The organism is Hoeflea sp. 108 (genome assembly GCF_000372965.1).
GTDB lineage: Bacteria > Pseudomonadota > Alphaproteobacteria > Rhizobiales > Rhizobiaceae > Aminobacter.
In genome coordinates, this window is sequence record NZ_KB890024.1 from 4,011,913 (window position 1) to 4,035,960 (window position 24,048).

At 63.7% G+C, this 24,048-nt stretch carries 21 protein-coding genes; 8 read left to right on the top strand and 13 right to left on the bottom strand.

Features of this window, described 5'->3' with window-relative positions; all coding sequences use genetic code 11:
• Positions 1 to 496: 496 nt before the first annotated feature.
• The 6 genes from B015_RS0119850 to B015_RS0119875 all read right to left on the bottom strand — a co-directional run bounded on the left by B015_RS0119850 (position 497) and on the right by B015_RS0119875 (position 6,923).
• Entirely contained in the window at positions 497 to 1,528 is a 1,032-nt protein-coding gene (locus B015_RS0119850; RefSeq protein WP_018429490.1) for a hydroxyacid dehydrogenase, read from the bottom strand.
• 24 nt (positions 1,529 to 1,552) lie between these two features.
• Positions 1,553 to 2,326: an ATP-binding cassette domain-containing protein gene (locus B015_RS0119855; RefSeq protein ID WP_018429491.1), complete on the bottom strand. Its 774-nt coding sequence runs from the start codon at positions 2,324 to 2,326 to the stop codon at positions 1,553 to 1,555.
• A 3-nt stretch (positions 2,327 to 2,329) separates the two neighbouring features.
• On the bottom strand, positions 2,330 to 3,316 hold the full coding sequence (locus B015_RS0119860) for an ABC transporter permease (protein WP_026227517.1): 987 nt from the start codon (positions 3,314 to 3,316) through the stop codon (positions 2,330 to 2,332).
• A gap of 181 nt (positions 3,317 to 3,497) precedes the next feature.
• The gene (locus tag B015_RS0119865) at positions 3,498 to 4,430 is read right to left on the bottom strand and encodes a substrate-binding domain-containing protein (protein WP_245262348.1); all 933 of its coding nucleotides are present in this window, start codon (positions 4,428 to 4,430) and stop codon (positions 3,498 to 3,500) included.
• A 383-nt stretch (positions 4,431 to 4,813) separates the two neighbouring features.
• Positions 4,814 to 5,878: a hypothetical protein gene (locus tag B015_RS0119870; RefSeq protein WP_018429494.1), complete on the bottom strand. Its 1,065-nt coding sequence runs from the start codon at positions 5,876 to 5,878 to the stop codon at positions 4,814 to 4,816.
• A 49-nt stretch (positions 5,879 to 5,927) separates the two neighbouring features.
• Positions 5,928 to 6,923: a LacI family DNA-binding transcriptional regulator gene (locus B015_RS0119875; protein WP_018429495.1), complete on the bottom strand. Its 996-nt coding sequence runs from the start codon at positions 6,921 to 6,923 to the stop codon at positions 5,928 to 5,930.
• Between the two features lie 271 nt (positions 6,924 to 7,194).
• Here B015_RS0119875 and B015_RS0119880 point away from each other — a divergent pair, with 271 nt between their 5' ends.
• The 8 genes from B015_RS0119880 to B015_RS32260 all read left to right on the top strand — a co-directional run bounded on the left by B015_RS0119880 (position 7,195) and on the right by B015_RS32260 (position 15,867).
• On the top strand, positions 7,195 to 8,274 hold the full coding sequence (locus tag B015_RS0119880; protein WP_198292866.1) for a fatty acid desaturase family protein: 1,080 nt from the start codon (positions 7,195 to 7,197) through the stop codon (positions 8,272 to 8,274).
• A 16-nt stretch (positions 8,275 to 8,290) separates the two neighbouring features.
• Positions 8,291 to 8,608 (top strand): MocE family 2Fe-2S type ferredoxin, encoded by a 318-nt coding sequence (locus B015_RS0119885; RefSeq protein WP_018429497.1) that lies wholly within the window; start codon positions 8,291 to 8,293, stop codon positions 8,606 to 8,608.
• A 43-nt stretch (positions 8,609 to 8,651) separates the two neighbouring features.
• Positions 8,652 to 9,461 (top strand): 3-methyl-2-oxobutanoate hydroxymethyltransferase, encoded by an 810-nt coding sequence (locus B015_RS0119890; RefSeq protein ID WP_018429498.1) that lies wholly within the window; start codon positions 8,652 to 8,654, stop codon positions 9,459 to 9,461.
• A 43-nt stretch (positions 9,462 to 9,504) separates the two neighbouring features.
• Entirely contained in the window at positions 9,505 to 10,581 is a 1,077-nt protein-coding gene (locus B015_RS0119895; protein WP_018429499.1) for a Gfo/Idh/MocA family oxidoreductase, read from the top strand.
• Complete coding sequence (locus B015_RS0119900; RefSeq protein WP_018429500.1) at positions 10,578 to 11,708, top strand: Gfo/Idh/MocA family oxidoreductase; 1,131 nt, start codon at positions 10,578 to 10,580, stop codon at positions 11,706 to 11,708. Before B015_RS0119895 ends, B015_RS0119900 begins: the two co-directional genes overlap by 4 nt.
• Before the next feature lie 280 nt (positions 11,709 to 11,988).
• A complete protein-coding gene (locus B015_RS0119905) occupies positions 11,989 to 12,858 on the top strand; it encodes a MurR/RpiR family transcriptional regulator (RefSeq protein ID WP_026227519.1) in 870 nt (289 codons plus the stop codon).
• 50 nt (positions 12,859 to 12,908) lie between these two features.
• A complete protein-coding gene (locus B015_RS0119910) occupies positions 12,909 to 14,480 on the top strand; it encodes an ABC transporter substrate-binding protein (RefSeq protein ID WP_018429502.1) in 1,572 nt (523 codons plus the stop codon).
• Positions 14,481 to 14,496: 16 nt separating this feature from the next.
• Positions 14,497 to 15,867, top strand: a complete 1,371-nt coding sequence (locus B015_RS32260; protein WP_018429503.1) for a serine hydrolase domain-containing protein — start codon at positions 14,497 to 14,499, stop codon at positions 15,865 to 15,867.
• Between the two features lie 138 nt (positions 15,868 to 16,005).
• Here the strand turns inward: B015_RS32260 and B015_RS0119920 are convergent, their stop codons facing one another.
• The 7 genes from B015_RS0119920 to B015_RS0119950 all read right to left on the bottom strand — a co-directional run bounded on the left by B015_RS0119920 (position 16,006) and on the right by B015_RS0119950 (position 24,042).
• Positions 16,006 to 17,265 (bottom strand): FAD-binding oxidoreductase, encoded by a 1,260-nt coding sequence (locus B015_RS0119920; RefSeq protein ID WP_018429504.1) that lies wholly within the window; start codon positions 17,263 to 17,265, stop codon positions 16,006 to 16,008.
• Positions 17,266 to 17,293: 28 nt separating this feature from the next.
• Positions 17,294 to 18,784: a M81 family metallopeptidase gene (locus tag B015_RS0119925; RefSeq protein WP_018429505.1), complete on the bottom strand. Its 1,491-nt coding sequence runs from the start codon at positions 18,782 to 18,784 to the stop codon at positions 17,294 to 17,296.
• A 147-nt stretch (positions 18,785 to 18,931) separates the two neighbouring features.
• Positions 18,932 to 20,314: a serine hydrolase domain-containing protein gene (locus tag B015_RS31250; RefSeq protein WP_157632788.1), complete on the bottom strand. Its 1,383-nt coding sequence runs from the start codon at positions 20,312 to 20,314 to the stop codon at positions 18,932 to 18,934.
• Between the two features lie 12 nt (positions 20,315 to 20,326).
• Positions 20,327 to 21,316 (bottom strand): ABC transporter ATP-binding protein, encoded by a 990-nt coding sequence (locus tag B015_RS0119935; RefSeq protein ID WP_018429507.1) that lies wholly within the window; start codon positions 21,314 to 21,316, stop codon positions 20,327 to 20,329.
• Positions 21,313 to 22,266, bottom strand: a complete 954-nt coding sequence (locus B015_RS0119940) for an ABC transporter ATP-binding protein (protein WP_018429508.1) — start codon at positions 22,264 to 22,266, stop codon at positions 21,313 to 21,315. The genes B015_RS0119935 and B015_RS0119940 overlap by 4 nt, the downstream gene beginning before the upstream one ends.
• 1 nt (position 22,267) lies before the next feature.
• Positions 22,268 to 23,119, bottom strand: coding sequence for an ABC transporter permease (locus tag B015_RS0119945; protein ID WP_018429509.1), 852 nt, complete (start codon positions 23,117 to 23,119; stop codon positions 22,268 to 22,270).
• Positions 23,116 to 24,042: an ABC transporter permease gene (locus B015_RS0119950; protein WP_018429510.1), complete on the bottom strand. Its 927-nt coding sequence runs from the start codon at positions 24,040 to 24,042 to the stop codon at positions 23,116 to 23,118. Before B015_RS0119950 ends, B015_RS0119945 begins: the two co-directional genes overlap by 4 nt.
• Positions 24,043 to 24,048: the final 6 nt, after the last annotated feature.

Sequence of the window (24,048 nt, forward strand, 5' to 3'; positions counted from 1 at the left end):
CTCCTTTGCAGATGCCGGAAGGACGCTCAGGCGAAAGGGTTCGGCCGCGAAGGCCGCTTGAAAACCTCAGAGAATGGCAGGGGGGCCGCCCGATCGGGCGGCGGGGTTCAACTTGGCCGCTCCTTGAGCGAACGGTAGTGAACATGACGCAGGAAGTTGATCATTGCAGCCTCCTCTCAGTTCGACAGAAGTCGAAAGATTAGAATTCCAGCACGTAACTTTCCAAGATCAGGCCCGATGTTGCGCATCGAAAGCCGGGCTGTCCAGCACAAATTAACCAGACATGACCTGTGCTTAACGATCCATCGCCACAGCGATGTGACGATTTTGGACGACGCGCTTCCCGGCAACGGCAGGCGTTACAACGCGAAAATGGGCGGATCAACGATGGTCGCTGACCGGTACTTTCGTCACAACCAGGAGAGCTTGAATATGAGGCCAAGCGGCTGGCCAATGGGTGGCGCAGCCGCATCGCGCGCGATCCCAAGCGCGCTGGTCAGTTCCGCTCGACCGGCTTCGAGCGCATGCGCGAGACGGTTTCACGTTCGGCCCGCTTGCAACGCATCGGCGGCAGTCCACGATCCATCAGCGCCATGTCCTCCAGCACCATGTCGCCCATGCGCTTGAAGGCGACGTCGAGCGCACCTGCCCGGTGGGCGGAGCGCAGGAAGCCCTTGAGCCTGCGCACCGGATGATCGAGCGCCAGCGGCTCCTCGGGAAAGACGTCGCTGGCAGCCACGATGTGACCGCTGCGCACGGCTTCGATCAGATCGGGAAAATCGACCACGCCGGCTCGGCTGAGCAGGATGAGGGCTGCTCCCTTGCGCATGCGGGCGAAGGAATGCGCGTCGAGAAAACCCTGGTTCTCGCTGGTGACCGACGCCACCACAAAGACGACGTCGCTGCCCGACAGGACCTCGTCGAGCGATGCCGGTTCGACGCCATTTTCCCTGAGCACGGAAGGTGGCAGCCAAGGATCATACGCCTTGACGCGGGTGCGGAAACCCAGAAGCAACCGGTTCAGCGCCTTGCCGAGATCGCCGAAGCCGATGAAGCCGATATCGGCCCTGGACAAGAGCCTGGCCGAAACGTTGCCGTCGGCACCCCAGAGTTCGCGGCCCTCGCGAAAGGCGAGGTCCGCATCGGTGATGCCGCGGGCAAGGTCGAGCGCAAGCCCGAGGCCAATCTCGGCCACCGGCTCGGCGAAGACCTGACCGGTCGTCACCACATGCACGCCGCGCACAAACAGGTGATCGTAAGGCATGTTGTCGAGGAGATTGCTCTCGACATTGAAGATGCAGTGCAGCGACGCCATTGCCTGTAAGATCTCGAGCGAAAGCGCCGGCTGGCCGATCAGATAGCGCGCGCGGCCGAGTACCTCGGGCGCGAGCCTTGAGATCTCCTCGGGCTCGACCTCCAGCACCTCGTTTTCGGCCCTGAGCTTCGCCAGCGCCGGAGCCGTGAAGAGCAGTTCCAGCGTCCGTGGCCAGGGTGCTGAGAGGACAAGCGGCTTCTTGTTGTCTGGCATGCTTTGCTCTCCCGCCCGATGCACTCAGTGTTCGAGGCCCAGCGCCTCGATCAGGTGCTCGCCCGTGATCACCCGCTCGACCTCCTCGATGGTCGACTGTTTCGGATCGATGTTGTCGGCCACCACCTGGCCGCCGCGCATCACCACGATGCGGTCCACCACCTGGAAGACATGGTGGATGTTGTGGGCGATGAAGATGCAGGAATGGCCGGTGTCGCGCACCTCGCGCACGAAACGCAGCACCCCTTGCGTCTCGGCGACACCGAGATTGTTGGTGGGCTCGTCCAGGATGATGAGGTTGCTGTCGAAATGCATGGCGCGCGCAATCGCCACCGCCTGGCGCTCGCCGCCCGACAGCGCCCCGATCGGCGTGTTCGGCGGGATGTTCTTGCTGATTCCGACGCGCTTGAGCAGGGTGCGGGCAACCTCGTTCATCGTCTCGTGGTCGAGGCGGTTGAACAGGGCCGAGCCCTTGATCGGCTCGCGGCCGAGGAACAGGTTGCGGGCGATCGACAGCTGCGGCACCAAGGCCGAGTCCTGGTAGATCGTCTCGATGCCGTTCTCGATGGCGTCGGTGGTGCTTTTCATCTGCACCTCCTTGCCCTTGACGAAGATCTGGCCGCTGGTCATCGGCACCGCCCCCGACAGCACCTTGATCAAGGTCGATTTGCCGGCGCCGTTGTCGCCGAGAAGGCCCACCACCTCGTGGGTGTTGACGGTCAGCGAGACGTCACGGAGCGCGTGGATGCGGCCGTAGAACTTGTTGATGTTCTGCATGCGGACGAGTTCTTCGGTCATCGCTCAGGTTCCCGCATTGTGTCGGCGTTCGAGCCAGGAATGCAGCGCCATCATGCCAAGGATGATCGCGCCGATGAAGATGTTGTAGGCAAGTCCGGGCACGCCGATCATGACGATGCCGTTGCGCATGATGCGCAGGATGAAGATGCCGAGCACGGTGCCGATGATGGTGCCACGGCCGCCGGTCAGCACCGTGCCGCCGATCACCACCATGGCGATGACCTCGAGCTCGTAGCCGGTGCCGCTATTGGGGTTGGCCGCCGAAGTGCGGATCGAGCTGATGATGCCGGCAAAGGCCGCCATCGCCGACGACAGCATGAACAGCGCGACCTTGGTGCGGTTGACGTTGACGCCGCGCGCCCTGGCCGCGTTGGGGTTGCCGCCGGACGCCTGGATCCAGTTGCCGGCCTTTGTCTGGGTGAGCAGGTAGTGGGCAAGGAAGGCAAACAGCGCAAACCACAGCAACGACATGTAGACGCGGAAGCCGCCGACATAGAACTCGCCGACCAGCAATTGCGCCAGCCACTGTCCCTCGGCGTTCCAGGTGCGCTGGGGGAAACCGTCGGTGATGTAGAGCGCCGAGCCGCGCGCGATCAACAGCATGCCCAGCGTCACCAGGAAGGATGGGATGGCAAGGCGGGTGACGAACCAGCCATTGACGAAGCCGATCAGCATGGCAAGGCCGATGGCGATCAGGAAGGCCAGCGGCAGCGGCGCAAGGCCGGTGTTGAACACCGTCCACATCACCACGGCCGACAGGCCGAACACCGAGCCGACCGACAGGTCGAACTCTCCCGAGGTCATCAAGAGCGTCATGGCCAGCGCGATCAGGCCAAGTTCGACCGTGAAGGCGAGCGTGTTGGAGATGTTCAGCGGTGACAGGAAGTCCGGATTGATCGACCAGAAGATCGCAATTTCCAGGATGAGCAGGACCAATGGCCCGAATTCAGGCTTCGCGACGAAGCGCTGCACTAGTGATCGATTGTCCATGACTGATCCGTGAAAGACGTTGGTCGTCAGGTGGAATGGCTGGCCGCGGGCGGCGTGGGGTGCGCACCGCGCAGGACACATGCCCTAGGGCTGGAGCGGCACTGGAACGGCTGCAGCAAGACCGAATGGCATCGTCGGAGATCCTCCGGCCCGGACATCCGGGCCGGAGGCTTGGCTGGCCTTATTTGCCCGACAGGATGTCGTCGTAGAGCTGCGCCCGGTCCTTTTCGTAGAGCGAGCCGACGATGATGTCGAAGCCGGGCGGGATCTTGCTGGCAGCCATCGCAGCCATGGACAGCGCCATGTAGCTGGTTGCCTGCGGGTCCTGCCACTGGGCGGCATTCACGTAACCTTCGAGCACCTCCTGGGTGGTGTCGCGCGAATTGCCCCAGCCGACGACGGGGATTTCGCCCGGTTTGACGCCAGCCTGGTCGAAGACCCGCTTGATCGAGCCGGTGACGAGGTCGCCGAGACCGATGATCGCCTTTACCTTGCCCTTGTTGGCGGTCAGGTAGTCGGCCATGCGGGTGATGATCTCCGCCTGGTCGAGCGTGGCGTCAGTAACTTCCCAAGTAATGTTCAGCGGCTTGAAGACGCTGGCGATGCCTTCTTCCTCCTGCACGCCATAGGTGGCGCCCGGAACCTCGACCGGCATCCAGACGAAGTCGCCTTCCTTCACCAGCTTCTTGTCGACCAGGTACTGCGCCCAGCCTCTGCCGAAGGCGACGTTGTTGCCGCCGACATAGGCGTTGAAGTTGGCGGTCGGATCGGGCGTGTTCATGTTGATGATCGGAATGCCCGCGGCGCGGGCTTCCTCCGCCACCTTGACCAGGCTGCCCGGATCCGGGCTCGAGGTCACGATGCCGGCCGCCTTGGCCGCGATCGCGGCGCGAATGGCCTCCTGATGCGCCGGCACGTCGCCGTTGTGGAACGACGTATTGACGGTGTTGCCGGTGTCGTCGGCCCACTGCTTGGCTCCCGCCAGGAAATAGGTCCAGACAGGGTCGGCGGGCGAGCCATGCGACACCCAGTAATATGTCTTCTTGGCCTGCGCATAAGCGGTCGTTGCCAGCCCGAGGCTGGTCGCCACCAGCGCCGCCGAGACGACGGCAATTGTCCTTTTCAGCACGGTTATTCTCCTCCTCATCCGGGGCGGGATGCCCCCGCTCCACTCCTCAATCCAACGACATCGCCGAGCGGCCCGAGATCAGGACGCCTGCACTGTCGTTGATGGATTGGCCCTCCACCGCCGCACAATTCCTCCGGTACGACGAATGATCAAAATGATGCTTTTTTACGATCATTTTGATGTTAGAAAAGTGGCGTAAGGTCAGATGTGAGTCAAGCGCGAATCCCGCGCGGCAGGCGTTTTGATGGCTCGAGATGGAAAGCCGGGATTTCAGCCCGCTGATGGGCACGCACAGATGCGCTGCCACGCCTCATTTTGAGGCACAGCACTCGTCGCCTGGTCTGGACAGTTGCTGCGCGAGCGGCCGATCAGACGGCGAAGAAACCGCCGTCGAACGGCAGCATCAGCCGCCCGCCGCCACGATCCACCAGCGTCAGCGTGTCGCCGGAAACGGTGATGTCGGCAATCTCGCTCCACCCCTGGGGCGGCACGACGGCGCCGAAGGCATAGCGGATGACCGTGCACCCCGCGCCAAGTTCGACTTCGGTCGGCACCCCGTCAGGCCGATCCTCACCTGGCTGGAGATGAATATCGGTCGCGGCTTCCTCAACGCCCAGCACGGCGACATGACGGCTATTCCAGGGCGCATAGCTGCGCCCGCCATTGCTCATCCACAGCACGGTCTGCGGCAGCATCAGCGCATCCTTCAGCGCAAAAAACAGAAAGCCATCGGAAGCAGCCAGCGCAGCCGACCAGCCGACGCGACGCCCCGGCTGCTCGGACAGCACCACGATGTCCTCGTGGCCCCGGTGGAACGGATAGCGACCGAGATCCGCCACTGCGCCGTCCTGCTGACGGACGGCGGAGAGATCGGTGAAGAATTGCGGATAGAGCAGGATCGAGCGGCCCCGCGCCGGGTCGGTCTCGGGCGGTGCGGCCATGGTCCTGCCGCCGGACTTCTGCGAAAAGCTCAGCCGCGCTCCGCCCGGCACGCGCACCATGGCATGATGCGCCACCGGCAACCTGCCCGCCCCGCCCTCGAACACATGGGTCTGGTAGACCACCGGCTCGCCGGGCCGCAGGGCAATCGTCTTCTCGAGCCGCGCACCAGACACTTGCTGCTTCAGCCGGTAGCTCGCCACGACGGCGCCGGCCACGACCGCCTGTTCGCCGCCTTCCCAATCGCCATTGGCCGACCAGCCATGAATCGGCACGCCTGGCTCGCTGCGGGCAAAGGGCGCGCAGAAGAAATCGCCGGCCAGCCGCCGCTCCACCGGCGCCACGCTGTCGGGCAGCGTCTCGGCGCTGTCCAGCCATGGCGCGCGATGCAGCGGCCGGACCGTCCGCCCGCCTGAAACGATCGCCAGATCGTCGATCACCCCGCCTTCGCGATTGAAATGCAACGAGATGCCGTCGGCCGAGATCAGATCCATGTGGAATGCCCTATGACCCTGAAACCACACCGAAATCAGAGCCCAGCGCTCAGACCTCGCTGGGGATATTCTCCCGGAACACCGACTGGATGCGGATGGTCGTTGTCGGGATGTTCGGCTCGTTGTGCACGGCCCGCACCAGCCGGTCGATCGCCTCGCGCGCCTCCACCTGGGCGTTCTGGTCGATCGCCGCATCCATCACCCCGCTCAGCAGATATTGCCGGGTCTGGTCGGTCAGGTCGTGACCGATGAAGATCACAGATTTTTCCCGCCCCGTTTCCGTAAGCGCCCGCGCCACACCGTCCTGACCTGCTCCAATGCAATAGATCGCGAGCAAATCATCGTGCTCGTCGAGCAGCGCCCGCACCTCGTCATGCGCCTTGTCGGGATCCTCGTGCACCTCGCGCACGGCGACGACATCAAGCTTCGGAAAACTCTCCGACAGCACGTGACGGAAGCCCATTTCGCGTTCCTCATGGCCGCGATAGGCAAGCGCACCGGCGAGCAGCGCCACCTTGCCGGAAGCGCCCGGCAGGAACCGCCCGATGAGATAGCCGGCAAGGCGACCCGCCGCGCGATTGTCGATGCCGACATAATTCATCCGCCCGACATGGCTGATGTCGGACACCAGCGTCAGAACAGGAACTTCTGATGCAATCAGCCGCCGCACCGCCTCGCGCACCGAAGGACTGTCCAGCCCGATCAGCCCGACACCCTGGCAATTGGCCCTGAGGCCGCCGAGCGCGGCAGCCGTCTGCTCGGGATCGACGCCGGCAACACGATGAATGACGACATCGACATCGCCGCGCAGTTCCGCCCGCCGCTCGATCTGGTTGACCAGATCCGCCATGAAGGCATTGCTGCCGCCAGGCAGCACGAAATCGAGACAGACTGTGCCCGACGACGAAGGCGCCGGTTCGCCGGCCAGGTTGGCGGCGATCGCCAGCACGTGCTTGCGCGTATGATCCTGCACCCCGGCGCGGTTGTTGAGCACCCGATCGACCGTCGCCTTCGAGACGCCGGCCAGCCGCGCGATTTCATCCATTTTCGGTCGCGAACTGGCCAACTGATGTTCCCTCACCGGCATTGCAACAGGCGCAAACTATGGCGGCCATTTCGATGGGTCAACGTCACCTTCATATCAAAATGATGCTTTTTGATGAGGAATGACGATTTGAGAGCGACAGCACGAGAATCCCAACGAAACATGGCCGCAATTGCCTCCACCAAGGCTTGACGCATACTATTTCCAGTCGATAGCATCAAAATGAAACATCATAATGATGCATCAAGTCCAAAGTTCCGCCGAGCTGCCCATGACGCCGACACCGAGAGACTACAGCCTGATCGGGCGCGACGCGGCGCTGGCCGAAGCCAACGGCATCGCCGCCGCCGAATGGTATTCCTGCCCCATCGAGCGCAAGCAGCTGAAGGAGCTGATGAAGCGCAGCGACGGCCCTGCCCTGCGCGACACCGCCATCTGGGTGGCGGCCCTTGTCCTGTCGGCCACTGGCGGCATCTATTTCTGGGGCAGCTGGTGGGCCGTCCCCTTCTTCCTGGTCTACGGCGTGCTTTACGGCTCATCGAGCGACAGCCGCTGGCATGAGGCAGGCCACGGTACGGCGTTCAAGACACGCTGGATGAACGACGTGCTCTATTACGTCGCCAGCTTCATGATCCTGCGCGAGCCGACCGTCTGGCGCTGGAGCCACACCCGCCACCACACCGACACCATCATCGTCGGCCGCGACCCTGAGATCGCCGTGCCCCGTCCGCCTGACGTCGCCGGCCTGCTGCTCAACATCTTTGCCCTGAAGAGCAGCCTTATGACGCTGAAGTCGCTGTTCATCCATGCCGCCGGCCGGCTGAAGCCGGATGAAGCGACCTTCATCCCCGAGATGGAGCGCTGGAAAGTCTATCTGGTGGCGCGCATCTATCTCGCGATCTTTGCCACGGTCATCGTCGCCTGCTTCTGGATAGGCAGCATCCTGCCGGCCATGCTGGTCGGCCTGCCCAGCCTCTACGGCGGCTTCATGACCATCTATTTCGGCCTGACCCAGCATGCCGGCCTCGCCGAGGACGTGCTCGACCACCGCCTCAACACCCGCACCATCTACATGAACCCGCTGTTCCGCTTCCTGTACTGGAACATGAACTACCATGTGGAGCACCACATGTTCCCGATGGTGCCCTATCACGCGTTGCCCCGGCTGCATCAGGCGATCAAGGCCGATTGCCCCGAACCTTATCCAAGCACCATCGCAGCCTACCGCGAGATCATCCCGACCATTTTCAGGCAGGTGCGCGAACCCGCCTACCACGTCATCAGGCGCCTGCCCGACGGCAAGGTGCCCGTGCCCTACAACCATGGCGCCATCATCAATCCGGCCGAATAGGCCTTCGGAGACCCACATGCCGGAACAATGGATCAACGCCTGCGACGCAGACGACATCGACCAGGACGACGTGATCCGCTTCGATCACGATGGCCGCACCTTCGCGCTCTACCGCACCGAGGACGACCGCTTCTTCGCCACCGACGGCCTGTGCACGCATGAAAAGGTGCATCTGTCAGGCGGCCTGGTGATGGGCACCATCATCGAGTGCCCCAAGCACAATGGCCGCTTCGACTTCACCTCGGGCAAGGCCAAAGGCGCTCCGGTCTGCGTCGACCTCGCCACCTACCCGGTCAAGGTCGAGGACGGACGCGTGATGATCATGCTCGCCTGAGCAACTTTCCAAGCCAGCCCGAACGTCAGCCGCGAGATCAAAGATGCAGTCTTCCCAGCCCACCGTCGCCGACCTGCTTGCGCTCAAGAGCAAGCGCCAGCTCACCAAGCTCAGGGTCGAGTCGCTCGACGAGGCCGCGGCCGCCAACGCTGCCGGCATCGACATGCTGTCGGTGCCGCCTGAGGTGCTTGCGCTCGAGGGTTTCCGTGCCGTCTGCCCCAATCCCTTCGTCGTCGGCGGTCTCGAGCCCGGCGCCTACATCACCGAGGACGACTATCTCCGTGTTGCCTTCCGCCTGCTGAAGCTGGGAGCCAATGCCGTCTATTGCGGTGCGAGCCTCGGCATCGTCAGGCGCCTGCGCGACGAAGGCATTCCCGTCGTCGGCCATGTCGGCCTGGTCCCGTCGCGTCGCACCTGGACCGGCGGCTTCAAGGCCGTGGGCAAGACCTACGATAGCGCCATGATGGTCTGGCAGCAGACAAAAGCGCTGGAAGACGCTGGCGCGTTTGCCGCCGAGATCGAGGTCGTGCCGCCGGCCATTGCCGAGGCGATCTCCAAACGCACCAGCCTGCTGATGATCTCGATGGGCGCAGGCGCCGGCTGCGACGCGCAATATCTCTTCGCCACCGACGTGCTCGGTGAGCACAACGGCCACTATCCGCGTCACTCCAAGGTCTATCGCGACTTCCATTCGCAATATCAGCGCCTCCAGCAGGAGCGCATCTCAGCCTTCCGCGAGTATGCCGCCGATGTGGCAAGCGGCGCCTATCCGGCAGCCGGCCATCTTGTCCGCATGGACGCGGCAGAGCAGGATCGCTTCCTGGCGGAGATGGCAAGGACACCGCAGGTCTGATCGGGAAACGGCTTGGGAGAGCCGATACTGGGGAGGGAAAAGAATGGCCAGATGGCGCGTCGCCGGCATCAATTTCGACCACATGCATATGGGTGACCTGTTGCGCGAGGTGCACCAGCACCCCGAAGCCGAGATCGTCGGCATCTACGACAAGGACTTCGCGCGCATGGCAGGCGCGATCGCCAATTTTTCCATCCCGGCCGAGCGCGTCTTCACCGACCTGGACGCCTGCATCGAGGCGACGAAGCCCGACCTGGTCGTCGTCTGCGCGGCGACAGCAGAGCACGCCGACCATGTCGAGCGCGTGGCGCGCCACGGCGTGCATGTCCTGGTCGAAAAGCCCTTTGCCTCCTCGCTTGCCGACGCCGACCGCATGATCGCGGCCATGAAGTCAGCCGGCCGCCAGATGGCGATCAACTGGCCACTCGCCTGGTACCCGAGCCACAACACCGCCAAGCGCCTGATCGACGACGGCGCCATCGGCGATGTCATCGAGGTCCACTACTACGACGGCAACCGCGGCCCGCTCTATCACCTCGCCGACAAGGTCGAGGTGACGCCGGAGGAAGTCGAAGCGGCCAAGCCTTCCTCCTGGTGGTACAAGAAGGCATCGGGCGGCGGCAGCCTGCGCGATTATCTCGGTTATGGCGTCACTCTCGCCACGTGGTTCCGCAATGGCGAGAAGCCGATCGAAGTGACGTCAGTCGTCGACCAGACGCCGGGCATTGAGGTCGACCAGCATTCGATCACCGTCTGCCGCTATGCCAACGGCCTGTCCAAATTCGAAACGCGCTGGGGCACCTTCACCGACCCGTGGACGCTGCAGCCTCAGCCGAAATGCGGCTTCGTCATCCTGGGCACCGATGGCACGATCTCGAGCTACGACTACGAGCCACACGTCACCTTGCAGACCCGTGCCCATCCCGAGGCACACCAGATCCCGGTCGACATTCTGCCCCTCGGCCGCCGCGCGCCGGTCGAATATGTGCTGGATTGCCTCGCAAACAACACGCTCATCACCGGCCCGCTCTCACCTGCGATGTCGCGGGTCGGCCAGCAGATTACTGATAGCGCTGCCCTTGCGGCCGAGCTCAAGCGCACCGTCGAGCTGCTGCCATGAGCGGAACGCCCGGGGAAGACGCCTATGCGCTGAAGTCCGCCGAAACCAGGCTGGTCGAGGCCCCTGATCTCGCCTATCGCCCACCCCGTCCAAAGACCTACGCGCCGCGCATCGCCTTGGTCGGCGCCGGTGGAATTTCGTTCGCCCATCTCGACGCCTACCGCAAGGCAGGCTTCGACGTAGCCGTCATCTGCAACCGCACGCTCTCAAAAGCCGCCGACCGTCGCGACGAATTCTTCCCCGAGGCGTCGATCACCGACGACCTGGCCAACGTGCTTTCCCGCGACGACATCGAGGTGGTCGACATCACCACGCACCCGGCCGAGCGCGAAAACATGATCGAGCGCGCGCTGCGCGCTGGCAAGCATGTCCTGTCGCAAAAGCCCTATGTGCTCGATCTCGACACCGGCGAACGCCTCGCCGATCTCGCCGATCGCCAAGGCGTCAAGCTCGCCATCAACCAGAACGGCCGCTGGGCGCCACATCTCGCCTGGATGCGCGAGGCAGTTCGCACCGGCCTGATCGGCGAGCTCGTCTCCTGCCACGTCTCGATCCACTGGAACCACGGCTGGATCAAGGGCACGCCCTTCGACAAGATCGACGACCTTGTCCTCTACGATTTCGGCGTCCATTGGTTCGACTTCCTAGCGAGCCTGATCGGCAATCGCGCCACCTCGGTCCACGCCACCCGCGCCCGCGCCGCCGGCCAGGAAGCAAGACCTCCCCTGCTCGCCCAGGCACTGGTCGAATTCCCAGGCGGACAAGCATCGCTTGTCTTCGACGGCGCCACTGCTTTCGGCCCGCAGGACCGCACCTACATATCAGGCACGTTAGGCAGCCTCTCGAGCATCGGCCCCGACCTCGGCAGCCAGTCTGTCGAGCTGACAACCGTCGCCGGATCGGCTCGGCCTTCGCTAGAAGGCAGCTGGTTCAACGATGGTTTTGGCGGGACGATGGGGGAGCTTTTGGCTTCGATCGAGGAGGAGCGCGAACCGTTGAACGGCGCGCGGGGCAATTTGCAGAGCCTGGCACTAACCTTTGCGGCGATCGCATCGATGCATCGCAACGCAGCGATGGTGCCTGGCACTGTTCGCAGCCTGACTGAGGCCAGGCGCCCTGCTGCCTGAGGCTGAGCCAATGACAGTTGGCTGAATTGAACCTGTGATCTTGCCCATCAAGCCCGCGCGGTCAGGCGCGGCGGGCGATTGACCCTGTGCACCCGTCGCCTGTCAGCTGAACTGCCGCTCCGGGTTGGCTGAGCGTCTATTTCCGCGCCTGGCAACACAAGACGCCCGCGCCATTTCTGCGCGCGGGCTTGTTCTCCCCTCGATTGCCAAATGACAATAAACTATCATTCTTTACATCGATGATAGAAATATGTCAGATGACGAAAACGAGGAGGGAACGATGACAGGAACCGTGCGCGAGCGATTGACTGCCGCTTTGAAGCAGGGATCGCGCTCGAACCGAACCATCGCCACCTACATGATCACCAACCTCACCGAGCTGCCATTCGAGACAGCTTCGAGCATGGCCGAGAAGGTGGGGGTCAGCGAGCTGACCGTCGGCCGCTTCTGCCGGTCGCTGGGTTATCAGCATTTCAAGGACCTCAAGGCGGATCTGAGAACCAACATCGCCGACACTCCATGGCTGATCGGCGACCGGCTGCGCGAGTTCCAGGCGACGAGCAAGAAGGGCGGCGGCGACCTTGCCAGAAGCCTGGAGCTGGAAATGGCAGCACTGGTGAAGGTCTACGAGCTGGCCGGATCGGCGCATTTCAAGGCAGTCGTCGATCGGCTTACTGCGTGCCAGCGCATCTTCATCATCGGCTTCCAGAGCGAGCGCGGCATCGCCGTCACGATGGCGCACCTGCTGCAATATGTGCGCGACGGCGTGCATCTCATCGATCTTTCCGCCGGCAATTTCTCGGAAGTGCTGCTCGCCGATCCCAGCAAGACGGCGCTCGTGATGTTCGATGCGAGGCGCTATTCCCGCCAGGCCGCCGTTCTGGCGCGCCGCGCGACCGATGCCGGCATGCCGGTCACGCTCATCACCGACCAGTTCTGCGATTGGGCCCATGGCGCCACCTCCGAGGTCTTCGCGCTGCCGTCGGAGATCAACCTGTTCTGGGACACCAACGGGCCGATGCTCTCGCTTGTCCATCTCATATTGAATGGCGTCATCGGCGAACTCGGGGCCGACGTCGAGGCCCGGCTCGACCGCATGTCCGAGCTCTATGGCGAGTTCGTCGGCCATGCCGGCCGACCCGAACGCTGACGCGCTCATTTTCCAGACAACACATAACAGCAAATCAGGGAGGATTTGACATGAACCGACGTGAACTCATTGTTTCGGCATCGCTGCTTTCGCTCGTCGCGGCGACGGGCCTGATGACGTCAGCCCAAGCAAGCGCAACGGAAGCCGTCATCGTTTTGGCCCGGCAGGAACAGGGGGCCGCCAGCTACGATCCGATCCGCGCCGTGACCCTGAACATGGCTGCCGGCCTCATCTACGACCGCCTGATCGAACAGGCCGTCGACCAGTCCTATCACCCCCATCTGGCAGAATCCTGGGAAACCAGCGCCGATGGCATGAGCTGGACCTTCAAGCTCCGCAAGAATGTCAGCTTCACTGACGGCGAGCCGTTCAACGCAGCAACGATCGTCTGGTGGATCCCCAAGTTCAAGGGCACCGAAAACGAATACATGGTCGACGCCATCGACCGCGTCGAGGCCATGGACGAGCACACAGTGCGCTTCGTGCTGAAGCGGCCCGAGCCGAACCTGATCTTCAATCTGGCCATGATGAATATGGGCATCCCCAGTCCGAAGGCGTTCGACGCGGCAGGCACCAACTATGGCGTGATCCAGGCCGTGGGAACCGGGCCTTACAAGCTCGAGAACTTCGTGGTTGGCCAGGAGACCGTACTGGTCAGCAACGAGGACTATGCCTGGGGCAGCCCGCTGTCGGAAAACCAGGGCGCGCCGCATATCAAGCGCCTGACGGTGCGCGAGCTCCCCGACGCATCCACCGCCTTCCTCGAACTCAGGACCGGGGGCGTCGACATGCTGCTAGATCTGCCGACCGACTTCCTGCCGCAGATCCGGTCCGAGGCCGACATCGACATGCGCGACCTGCCCGGCTACGGCATCACTTTCGTCGCGATCAACACCCAGGCCGCGCCGTTCACCGACATCCGCGTGCGGCAGGCGACCGCGCTCGCCATCGACCAGGCCGCGATCCTCAAGAGCGTCTATGGCGGTGTCGGCAAGGAAGCGCACCAGCTGCTGGTCAGCACCTTGCAGGAATCCAAGGTCGATCCGGCCATTGAGATCCGCTCCGATCCTGCCCGGGCCGCAAAGCTGCTCGATGAGGCAGGTTGGGCGCCAGGTGCCGACGGCATCCGCAGCAAGGACGGCAAGCCGCTGCAGGTCAAGCTTTGGGCCAGGGCCGACACCGAGTACCGCCGCACGGCCGAGATCATCCAGGCGCAGCTGAAAGCCATTGGGATCGCCACCGAAATCACAGTCTTCGACGCCGGCACCTATCGCGATCAGTTCCGCAGGCCCGAGCGCGAGCTCGTGCTGCAGCCCTATTCATGGACGAACGCCGATATTCTCGACTGGTTCTTCAGCGCCAAGCGACTGGATTCGTGGAATCTGTCGATGTGGGACGACGCCAAATCCGAAGAGTTGCACGACCTCGCAATGTACAGCTCCAGGACCTGGGACGAGCGCGTGGCGAACTTCCGCAACTACCACGCCCATCTGCTGGCCAATTTCGTCGCCGCCCCGGTGCACGAACCGGCGCAGACGATGGCATTCAACAAGACCCGCCTCGCAGCGCCCCAGTCGTTCCGCGCGCCCTATTCGATCGTCGACATCAAGCCGGCGCAGTAACAGCAAGGCCAGAACCATGGACATGATGAAAGACCCCGACACCACCGCCAAGCTGGACCATTATCTCGAGGCCGAAATCGCAGCGCACGGAATCCCGGGCTTGGGTGTCGCAATCGTGCGCGACGGCGAGATTCTGCATCTCGGGGGTTACGGGCTGGCCAATGTCGAACATGGCGCCAGGGCGACGCCCGACACCATTTTCCACTCCGGCTCGACCGGCAAGATGTTCACAGCAGCCGCCGTACTTCTTCTGGTGCAGGATGGGCTTGTGCAACTCGACCATCCCGTCGATCGCTACCTGACCGAGGTGCCGAAAAGCTGGGCGGGCATGACCATCCGCCACCTGCTGTCGATGACCAGCGGCCTCGGCAACTTCGGCGACGTCTTTGCGCCGTCGCCGATCGAAAACAACGTCGTTCCGGTCAATCTGTGGCAGGACCACAGCGACGCCCAGCTGCTTGCATTGGCCAGCCTGTCGCCGCTGGCCTTCGCACCGGGCGAAAGCTACCTCTATTCCAACATCAGCTACATCGTCGCGTCGCTTGTGGTCCAGCGCGTCGCCGGCAAACCTTATTACGCCTTGCTTCGCGAAAGGCTGTTTGCCCCTGCGTGCATGGCAAGCGCACGCGAAGCCAGCGGTCGCGACATCGTGCCGAACCGGGCCAGCGGATACAGCCTCGATGCTGGCCAGCTGCGCAACAGCCACTGGACAGCACCGACCATGCTGCGCACCGGTGATGGCGGGCTGCATTTTTCGCCGCGCGACATTGCCCACTGGTTCGTCGAGCTGGACCAGGCGCAGGTTTTCCAGCCGGACATGATCGAGCTGATGTTCGAGCCGACGCTGATGTCCGATGGTCGCCTCGCCATCAACGGCTATGGCTTGGGCTGGCAGAACTCTGAGGTTCGAGGTCATCGCAAGATCAGGCACGGCGGCACCTGGGATGGCTTCCGCGCCGAACTCGCCCGCTTCCCGGCCCAGCGGCTTTCGGTGGCAGTGCTGGCCAACATCGATTCCGCCCAGGTCGCCCGCATCGCCCATAAGGTCGCCGGCTTCGTCGATGCAACGGTCGCGCCATATGAGCCCGTCGCCGACATCAATCCCGCGCTCACCAGGCTCGACAGCTCATTGATCAGGGCAATTGCCGCGCGCACCGCACCTGCTGACGCCTTCAGCGAGGAATGCTGGCGGCAATGGTCCGACAAATGGTTCGACCAGGTGATCGCCGAAAGCGAATCCGATCTTGGCGCAGCCCCCATGGAGCTTGTCGAAGACGCCGGGACACGGCGGCGCTATCGCCTCGCGACAGGTCGCTACCACATGCACTGGACAATCGACCGGCAGGGCGATGGCCGCATCGCGGTGATGCGTTTCCATATGGAATAGCCAGCAGATCCAATGCGGATTTCTCGAGGTGGCCGGTCGATGATCGGCCACCTCCTCACATCCGGGATAGGCATGCGCTCATGGCCCGTGGGATCGCGAGCGCGACGGGCCAAGAGGCAACAGGTCTGCCTCCAGGCCCTAGCTGAAACGTCCCAGGGCATAAGGCGCCGGGTCGGTGAAGGTCGGTTCGCCTGTCATCATTTCGGCCAGCAGCCGCCCGGTAACCGGGCCGAGCGTCAGGCCGTGGTGATTGTGACCGAAGGCAAACCACAACCCCTTGTGGCGTAAACCGGGCCCGATCGCCGGACGCATGTCGGGCAGGCACGGCCGTGATCCCATCCAGGGTGTCGGCTCGATACGACGCGTGAGCGGCAATATCTCCCTGGCGCGAGGTTCGGTCATGTCGAGCTGGACCGGGTTCGGCCTGCTGTCGCGCGAGGCGAACTCGACGCCCGTCGTCAGTCTTAGGCCCTGGGCCATCGGCGCGAGCACGAAGCCGCCTTCGACATCGACGACCGGGTGATTGAGCGAGGCGTTCGCGTCGGCTTCGAAATGGACGTGATAGCCACGCTTCATCGCAAGCGGAACGTTGTAACCAAACGAGCTTAAGATGGTGCCGGACCACGGTCCCAGGGCCACCACCACTTCCGATGCGTACACAGGCCCGTTGTCGGTCGCCACACTCCACTGGCCATCGTCCTGCCTGAGGCCACGCGCGTCGCCGCGCAGGAGCAGCCCGCCGCGATCCACAAAATGGCTTGCATAGGCTTTTACCAGCGCCCCTGGATCGGCCACCGTGGCCGGGTCGAGCCAATGCACCCCACCCACCAGCGTATCGGACAGATGCGGTTCGCGCTGTTGCAGTGCCTTCTGGTCGAGCACCTCATAGCTCAGGCCGAAAGGGTGAAGGGCTGCGGCATCCACGCAACCGCGCTCGAATGCCCGCGCGCTTCTATAGCCCTCAATCCAGCCGGTCTTGCGCAGTTGCGGCAGCACGCCCGCCTCCGCCATCAGCGCTTCGTGCTCGCTGACCGAGTTCTCGATCAGCGGCCGCATGTCCGCTGCGGCACGCGCAAGCCGTTTCGGCGCCGACTCCCGCCAGAAGCGCCAGAGCCATGGCGCCAGCTGAGGCATATGAAGCCAGTCGAAATGCACGTCCGCCGAACGGTTCAGCGCGTAGGTCAGCAGCTTCGCGAACTCGCGCGGCGCTCCATAAGGCACGACGCTCGAGCGTTCGATCAGACCGGCATTGCCATAACTCGTCTCCTCCCCGGGATCACGCCGATCGACGAGGACGACCGAACGGCCGCGCCGCTGCAGATGCAGCGCGACCGATACGCCGATGATGCCGGCACCGAGAACGACAACGTCGGCTCGCTGGATATGTGGCTCGGTCATCGGCTTCCTTGATGTCATTGCCATGCGCTCAGAGTGTCATGTCGCGGTCGAGCGGGAAGATCGGGCGTGCAACGTTGCGATACGGCATCCTGGAATAGTCCATGGTGCAGAGCGCGCCACTGTCGCAGACGATGACCTTGCCGGCGATGGGTTCGAAAGCGGCGCGGAAATGCTGCATCGACTTGAGCCCGACGACGCGATAGTGCGCCGGATCAATGCCGAAGGCCCGGAACTGCTGGAGATCGCGCATCTGCGACGGCTCGGTGACGACGAGCACGGCGATGCCGTCTATCTGCACGACGGCCGTCGGGCCAAACGAAAACTCCAACCCACCCAGCTGCTCGCCATCGCCGATGAGCTTGCCGTCGCTGATGACCAGCAGCTTGCCTGTCACCTCGAGCGGATCGCCGCCGAAGCGCGGATCGGTCTTGCCGCCGAGCCTGAGCTTGACGGTGTCACCGACGGTGGCGCGGTGAAGCTGGTTGGCCGTCTCCGGATCGACGATCGGACCGAAGCAGGCATCGCTGATCCCCACGTCCAGCAGGGCTCCGAGCAACGCCGTCGCGTCTCCATAGCCGCCGGCGCCGGGATTGTCGGCATAGTCGGCAATGATCAACGGCCGGTCGCCGCGATAGTCATGCGCGATTTCAGCCGCCTGCATCACCGTATGGAAAGTGTTCAGCACGTTGAAACGGTTGTCCCAGATCTCGTCGGCGATGCTTTCCGCAAAGGCCTGATGCCGCGCCGGGTCGCCGTCATAGGTGACGAGCACCGTCGGGCCAACTTCAGGAATGTCGGCGTTGGGAAAGGCGCCGTTGATGCTGACCGCCAGCGCACCAGCAGTCTCTTCATAGGCACGCGCCCGCGCGATCCACTCGACCATCGGGCCGATGTCGGTGCGCCCCGCATTGGCCTCTTCCAGCATCGGCCGACGCGCCAGAAGCGTTCTGGGACGGATTTCGCCGACCATCGTCTGCTGCAGGAGCTCGCCCGCGTGGTGCGCGATCTCGCGCATGTCGATATGCGGATAGGTCTTGAACGAGATCAGGATATCGGCGAGTTCGCACATCTTGGCCGTCACATTGGCATGCGGATCAAGCGTGACGGCGATCGGCAACTCCGGCCCGACCACGGCGCGCAGCCGCTCCAGCAGCTCGCCTTCGCCATCGGGCGAGAAGTCGGTGACCATCGCGCCGTGCAGGCCGAGCAGGATACCGTCGATCTGGCCCTTGTTGTTGGCCGCCGCCTTGACAATGGCGCCGCCGATGCGGTCGAACGCATCGCGCGTCACCGGCCCCGCCGGTTCGGCCGCGGTGCTCAGCACATGCTCGATGGCCCAGCCATATTTGCGTCCGATGTCGAGGAAGCCGGCGATCTCGGTGTTCGCTTCGCCGCGCGCGCGAATGGCGTCGTCGCCGAACAACACGCCTTCGACGGTGAACGCGTCATAGTCGGTCTTGCGGACGCTGAACGTGTTGGTCTCATGCGCGAATTCGGCAGTCAGAACACGAAAGGTCATTGTCGGTCTCCATGGGGTCGTTCAGGCGTTTCGGATAGATCGGGCGCACGTCGCCGTGGCGTCCCTCGCCGAGGGACACGCAGCACCTGACCAGGCTGAGCAGTTGGTTGACGTACTGGAACAGAGGCCGCTCCAGGTCAGTTACGGTTACTCCATGTGGAAGCGCATATCGCTCACCCGGCCCTCGGTGTCGCGGCTGATCGTCCAATGCAGATGGTAACCGCCCATCTCCAGCCGGTAGCGCCTGCCGCCGTCGCCTTCCTGATCGGTCAGCTCGAGCGGCACGCCGGCCACCGCCACACCGCTTGCGGCGATCTGCTCGAACCAGCCATTGCTCCAAAGGCGCCAGGCTTCATCCGCAAAGCCTTCGCGCGGCGCGCGGCGATCGACGATGGCCTGCAGCAACTCGTGGTCGCGTCTGGTCACAGCTTCGTTGCCGTCCGCAATCGGCTCATACGGCGCCAGCGCCGGATCGACGATCCCGGCGATCTTCTGGCCGATCCGGGCGACCTGGGCCTCATCCGTGTTGGCGAGCACGCAGACCGACAGCTTGCGCTCAGGAAAACGCGCGATCTCGGCGCGGAACCCGTCCCAGGTCCCGCCATGGCGGATCTTGCGATGGCCGCGGATCGCGGAATTCTGCCAGCCCAAGGCATAGTTGTTGAACGACGGCTGGCCGTTCTTCATCAGCACCGGCTCGGACATCAGCGCGACACTATCGGGATACAGCACCGTCGGGCTGTCCAGCTCTAGCAACCAATGGGCAATGTCGCGCGGCGAGAAATAGAGCCCGCCGTCGCCGGTGCGCTGCAGCGTAGGCGCGGCCCAGTAGCGGTTCTCCAAACTGCCGTCGCGTATGCAGTGGCCGGCAGCACGGTTCGGCACGATGTCGAACCACGACGCCTCGCGCGCTGTCGCCATACCGATCGGCTCGAACAGCCGTTCGCGAAGCAGCTCGTAATAAGGTTTGCCCGCGATGCGCGCGACGACGAGCCCGACCAGGATGTAACCGGTATTGCTGTACCGATAGCCCTCGCCCGGCCGGAACATGAACGGCGAACGGCGCGCCAGGTCGATCAGCTGCTCATCGCTGTGGTCCTGCCACAAATTGAGCGGCACGGCACCGCCCTCCCCGCCAACCCCGGATGCAAAGACGATGTCGAAATTGCCGAAGCCGGCCATCATCGACAACAGATTACGGATAGTGATGCCAGCCCAGCTCTCCGGCCCCTCGGGAATGTAGCGGTTCAGCGGGTCGTCGAGCTTGATGCGTCCGTCCTGCAGCAGGAACATCACCGACGCCGAGGTAAACATCTTGCCGGTCGAGCCGGAGTGGAAAACGGTATCAGGTGTCACCGGCACCCGGTTCTCGACATTGGCAAGGCCATAGCCAGCAAGGTGGACGATCTCGCCCTCGCGAACGACAGCAACGCCAAGGCCCGGAACCTGGCTGCTCTCCACCTCTGCCTGGAGATACCGGTCGAGTTCTTCAGTCAGGTCCATGTCGATTTCCCTGGTTTTCAAGTCCATCACCTCAGCTCCTCACGCCACCGACCTGCGTTCTGCGCCCTCATCGAGCTCAGGCGCGAGCGGATGATGGCAGGCGACCTGCTGGCCATTGCCCTGCATCGCCAGCGGCGGCAGGACGCGCCGGCACAGCTCGGAAACTCGCGGGCAACGGTTGGCGAAGGCGCAGCCGGACGGCAGGTCGTAGCCGCTCGGGACCTCGCCAGAGAGGCGGGTGATGGTGCGGCGCTGGCGCGGATCGGGCTCGAACGTGCTGTCGAGCAGCGCTCGCGTATAGGGATGGCTGGGCTCGGCATCGCTTGGCATGACCTCGACGACGCGGCCGAGATACATGACAAGCACCTGGTCACAGAAATAGCGAACCAGTCCGAGATCGTGCGAGATGAAGAGATATGTCAGCCCAAGCTCTCGCCGCAGCCGCTCCAGCAGTGAAACGATCTGCGCCTGCACCGAAACATCGAGCGACGCAGTCGGCTCGTCGAGCACCACCAGCGACGGATTGAGCGCTAGCGCCCGCGCGATGCCGACGCGCTGTTTCTGGCCGCCAGACAATTGATGCGGATAGCTCCCGGCGAGCGAGGTGTTCAGCCCGACCATGTCGAGCAGCGATGCCACTGTCTCGTCGGCCGCCTGGAGCTTCACCCCCTGCACCTTGAACGGCTCGAGCAACGCGTCCCGGACCGAATAACGCGGGTCGATTGCCGAATATGGGTCCTGGAAGACCAGCTGCATGCGCTGTCGCAGGCGGCGCAAGTCGCCGCGCGACAGTGCGCCCATGTCCACGCCGTCGAACGTGACCTGTCCTTCGCTGGCGTTGATCAGGCGCAGCACAAGCCGCGCCAACGTGGACTTGCCGCATCCGGACTCACCGACGACACCGAGGATCTGGCCGCGTTTCAGGCTGAACGAGACATCGCTGACGGCGTGGAACACCTTACGTTTGCGAAACAGCCCGCCATCGGCAAAACGGCGGCTGAGACCAGTGACGGTAAGAAGATCGCTCATGCTGCCTCCGCCAGATGGCAGGCCACGCCGTTGCCGCTTGACGCGACCTGAAGCTCCGGCGCCTGCACGCGGCAACGGTCCATGGCGTGGGCGCAGCGCGGGTTGAACCGGCAGCCTGGCGGCTGCGTCATCGCGGTCGGAACAAAGCCGGGGATGGCATTCATCGTACCGGGTGCCATGTCGCGGCGCGGAATGCAGCGGATCAGCGCCTGCGTGTAGGGATGGCGGGGATGCTCGAACAGCGCATCGACCTCCGACAACTCGACCACGCGCCCGCAATACATGACCGCGACGCGATCGCAGGCTTGGGCGACGACACCCATGTCATGGGTGATCAGGATCAGACCAAGCCCTCGCTGCCGCACGAGGTCAACGAGGATCTGCACGATCTGAGCCTGGACAGTGACGTCGAGCGCGGTGGTCGGTTCGTCGGCGATCAGCAGCTCAGGATCTCCGGCCAGTGCCATGGCAATGACGATGCGCTGCTTCATGCCGCCGGAAAGCTGGTGCGGAAAGAGCTCATAGACCGATGTCGGATCCGGGATCCTGAGGTCGGCCATCAGTTCGAGGCTCCGGGTCCGCGCCGCACTGCGGTCGAGGCCGAGATGCAGTCGAGCCGCCTGGTCGATCTGGGGTCCGATCCGCATCAGGGCATCGAGCGAGGTCATCGGGTTTTGCGTAATGAGCGCTATGCGCCCGCCGCGCAGCCGGCGCAGTTGCCGTTCGGGCAGGCCGACCAGCTCGGTGCCGTCGAAACGGATCGTGCCCGCGGCGACCTGGCCGCCGATGCGTGGCAGCAGTCCCATGATCGCGGTTGCGGTCAAAGACTTGCCCGAGCCGGATTCGCCGACAATGCCCAATATCTCGCCGCGATCGACCTTCAACGAGACCTCGTCGACCGGCGAAAACGCGCCGAACCTGATCTTCAGTCTGTCCAGATCCAGCAGCATCTTACGCCTCCCTCAACTTGGTGCGGACGTCGAGCGCTGCGATCACCGCGTCGCCGAACAGATTGAGAAAGACCACCGTCAGCGCCACTGCGAGCCCCGGCAGCAGGATCACCCATGGCGCAATGAACAGCTGGGCCGTGCCGGAACTCATCATCGCGCCCCAACTCGGCGTCGGCGGCTGCGCGCCCAGGCCGAAGAAGCCGAGCGTCGCCTCCAGGATGATGGCATCGCCCGTCGCCAGCATCGCCGCCACCAGCACCGGCGCCAGCGCATTGGGCAGAAGATGCGAAAACAGGATGTGGGTATGGCCAGCGCCGAGGCTGACCGTTGCCTCGACATAGGTTTCGTTCTTGAGCGACATGATCTGGGTGCGCGTCAGCCGCGTGAACTGGGCGAGATAAGCGATGGCGATAGCGATGACCACGCCTTCCAGGCCGGGTCCGATGATGGCGACCAGCATCAGCGCGATCAGGATTTCGGGGAATGACCAGGTCAGATCGACCACAGTCATGACCATGCGGTCGAACGCACCGCCGAAGTAGCCGCAGGTTGCCCCCAGCACCAGACCGAGCAGCACGGAGATGCCGATCGCGGTGATGCTGACCGAAAGCGAGGTGCGAGCGCCTGTGATCATGCGCGACAGCACATCGCGACCGAACTCGTCGGTGCCCAACAGATGCGTCATCGACGGGGCCTGGTTCATGATCCCCAGGTCCTGCTGGTCATAAGGGTAAGGCGCCAGCCACGGAGCAAACAAGGCGCCGATGACCAGAAGCAGCAGGAACGCACCGGAGATACCGCCCTTGAAGGTGGAGATTGCCTTGAGAAGGGCCCGAATACGAGAGCTTGTCATGACCGTGCCTCACGCTGGCGGGGATCCATCGCCGCCTGGACGATGTCGCCGATCAGGGCGCCAATGATGACGGCCATGGCCAGCATCAGCAGGCAACCCTGAACCAGGGGATAGTCGCGCTGGTTCAGCGCCCGGATCAAAAGCGCACCGAGACCTGGTCGCGCAAAGACGTATTCGATGGTCACCGCGCCGCCGAGCACCCAGCCGATGCGCAGACTGAGGATCGTCACGACAGGAACCATGGCGTGGCGCAGGACATGGCGCAGCTGGATGATGAACGGCGGCAGCCCCTTGGCGTGCAGCAGCATGACGAAATCCTGCCGCGCCGTCTCGATCATGGCGATCCGCGTCACCCGCGCCACAAGTGCTATGCCCCCCAGCCCTGCGGCAATGACCGGCAGGATGAGAGAGTTCCATCCGCGTGCACCCGAAACCGGGACCCAGCCGAGCCAGACGGCAAAGACCAGGATCAAAAGCAGACCGAGCCAGAAGCTCGGCACCGTCGAGCCGAGCAGGATGAAGCCGGTGATGGCATCGTCGATGCGGGTGCCCTGATAGCTCGCCGCGATCACCCCGGCAGCGATGCCGGTCAGCGTCGAAAACAGCAGCGCCGCACCGCCCAGCTGGAGACTGTAGGGCAGGTTGTAGGCGATCAGCGCACTGACCGGGCGCCCCTGGATGATCGAGGTGCCGAGGTCGCCGGTCAGGAGCCGCCCCATCCAGGTCAGGTACTGCTCGACCAGGCTGCGGTCGAGGCCGTACTTCGCGGCGATCTGGAGGCGTTGCTCAGGCGATGAGCCGGCCCGCATCAGGTTGTCGATGGGGTCGCCCGGCACGAGGTGGATGATGAAGAACACCACCAGCGAGACGACAAAGAATACGGGCAGCAGCAAAAGCAGCCGCCTCAATGTAAAGCCGATCATTTCGTT

Bases quoted from the DNA above. Each gene is read 5' to 3' on its own strand.
- B015_RS0119850 (WP_018429490.1), bottom strand. From the start codon at position 1,528: ATGCCAGACAACAAGAAGCCGCTTGTCCTCTCAGCACCCTGGCCACGG.
- B015_RS0119855 (WP_018429491.1), bottom strand. From the start codon at position 2,326: ATGACCGAAGAACTCGTCCGCATGCAGAACATCAACAAGTTCTACGGC.
- B015_RS0119860 (WP_026227517.1), bottom strand. From the start codon at position 3,316: ATGGACAATCGATCACTAGTGCAGCGCTTCGTCGCGAAGCCTGAATTC.
- B015_RS0119870 (WP_018429494.1), bottom strand. From the start codon at position 5,878: ATGGATCTGATCTCGGCCGACGGCATCTCGTTGCATTTCAATCGCGAA.
- B015_RS0119875 (WP_018429495.1), bottom strand. From the start codon at position 6,923: ATGGATGAAATCGCGCGGCTGGCCGGCGTCTCGAAGGCGACGGTCGAT.
- B015_RS0119880 (WP_198292866.1), top strand. From the start codon at position 7,195: ATGACGCCGACACCGAGAGACTACAGCCTGATCGGGCGCGACGCGGCG.
- B015_RS0119885 (WP_018429497.1), top strand. From the start codon at position 8,291: ATGCCGGAACAATGGATCAACGCCTGCGACGCAGACGACATCGACCAG.
- B015_RS0119890 (WP_018429498.1), top strand. From the start codon at position 8,652: ATGCAGTCTTCCCAGCCCACCGTCGCCGACCTGCTTGCGCTCAAGAGC.
- B015_RS0119895 (WP_018429499.1), top strand. From the start codon at position 9,505: ATGGCCAGATGGCGCGTCGCCGGCATCAATTTCGACCACATGCATATG.
- B015_RS0119900 (WP_018429500.1), top strand. From the start codon at position 10,578: ATGAGCGGAACGCCCGGGGAAGACGCCTATGCGCTGAAGTCCGCCGAA.
- B015_RS0119905 (WP_026227519.1), top strand. From the start codon at position 11,989: ATGACAGGAACCGTGCGCGAGCGATTGACTGCCGCTTTGAAGCAGGGA.
- B015_RS0119910 (WP_018429502.1), top strand. From the start codon at position 12,909: ATGAACCGACGTGAACTCATTGTTTCGGCATCGCTGCTTTCGCTCGTC.
- B015_RS32260 (WP_018429503.1), top strand. From the start codon at position 14,497: ATGGACATGATGAAAGACCCCGACACCACCGCCAAGCTGGACCATTAT.
- B015_RS0119920 (WP_018429504.1), bottom strand. From the start codon at position 17,265: ATGACCGAGCCACATATCCAGCGAGCCGACGTTGTCGTTCTCGGTGCC.
- B015_RS0119925 (WP_018429505.1), bottom strand. From the start codon at position 18,784: ATGACCTTTCGTGTTCTGACTGCCGAATTCGCGCATGAGACCAACACG.
- B015_RS31250 (WP_157632788.1), bottom strand. From the start codon at position 20,314: ATGGACTTGAAAACCAGGGAAATCGACATGGACCTGACTGAAGAACTC.
- B015_RS0119935 (WP_018429507.1), bottom strand. From the start codon at position 21,316: ATGAGCGATCTTCTTACCGTCACTGGTCTCAGCCGCCGTTTTGCCGAT.
- B015_RS0119940 (WP_018429508.1), bottom strand. From the start codon at position 22,266: ATGCTGCTGGATCTGGACAGACTGAAGATCAGGTTCGGCGCGTTTTCG.
- B015_RS0119945 (WP_018429509.1), bottom strand. From the start codon at position 23,119: ATGACAAGCTCTCGTATTCGGGCCCTTCTCAAGGCAATCTCCACCTTC.
- B015_RS0119950 (WP_018429510.1), bottom strand. From the start codon at position 24,042: ATGATCGGCTTTACATTGAGGCGGCTGCTTTTGCTGCTGCCCGTATTC.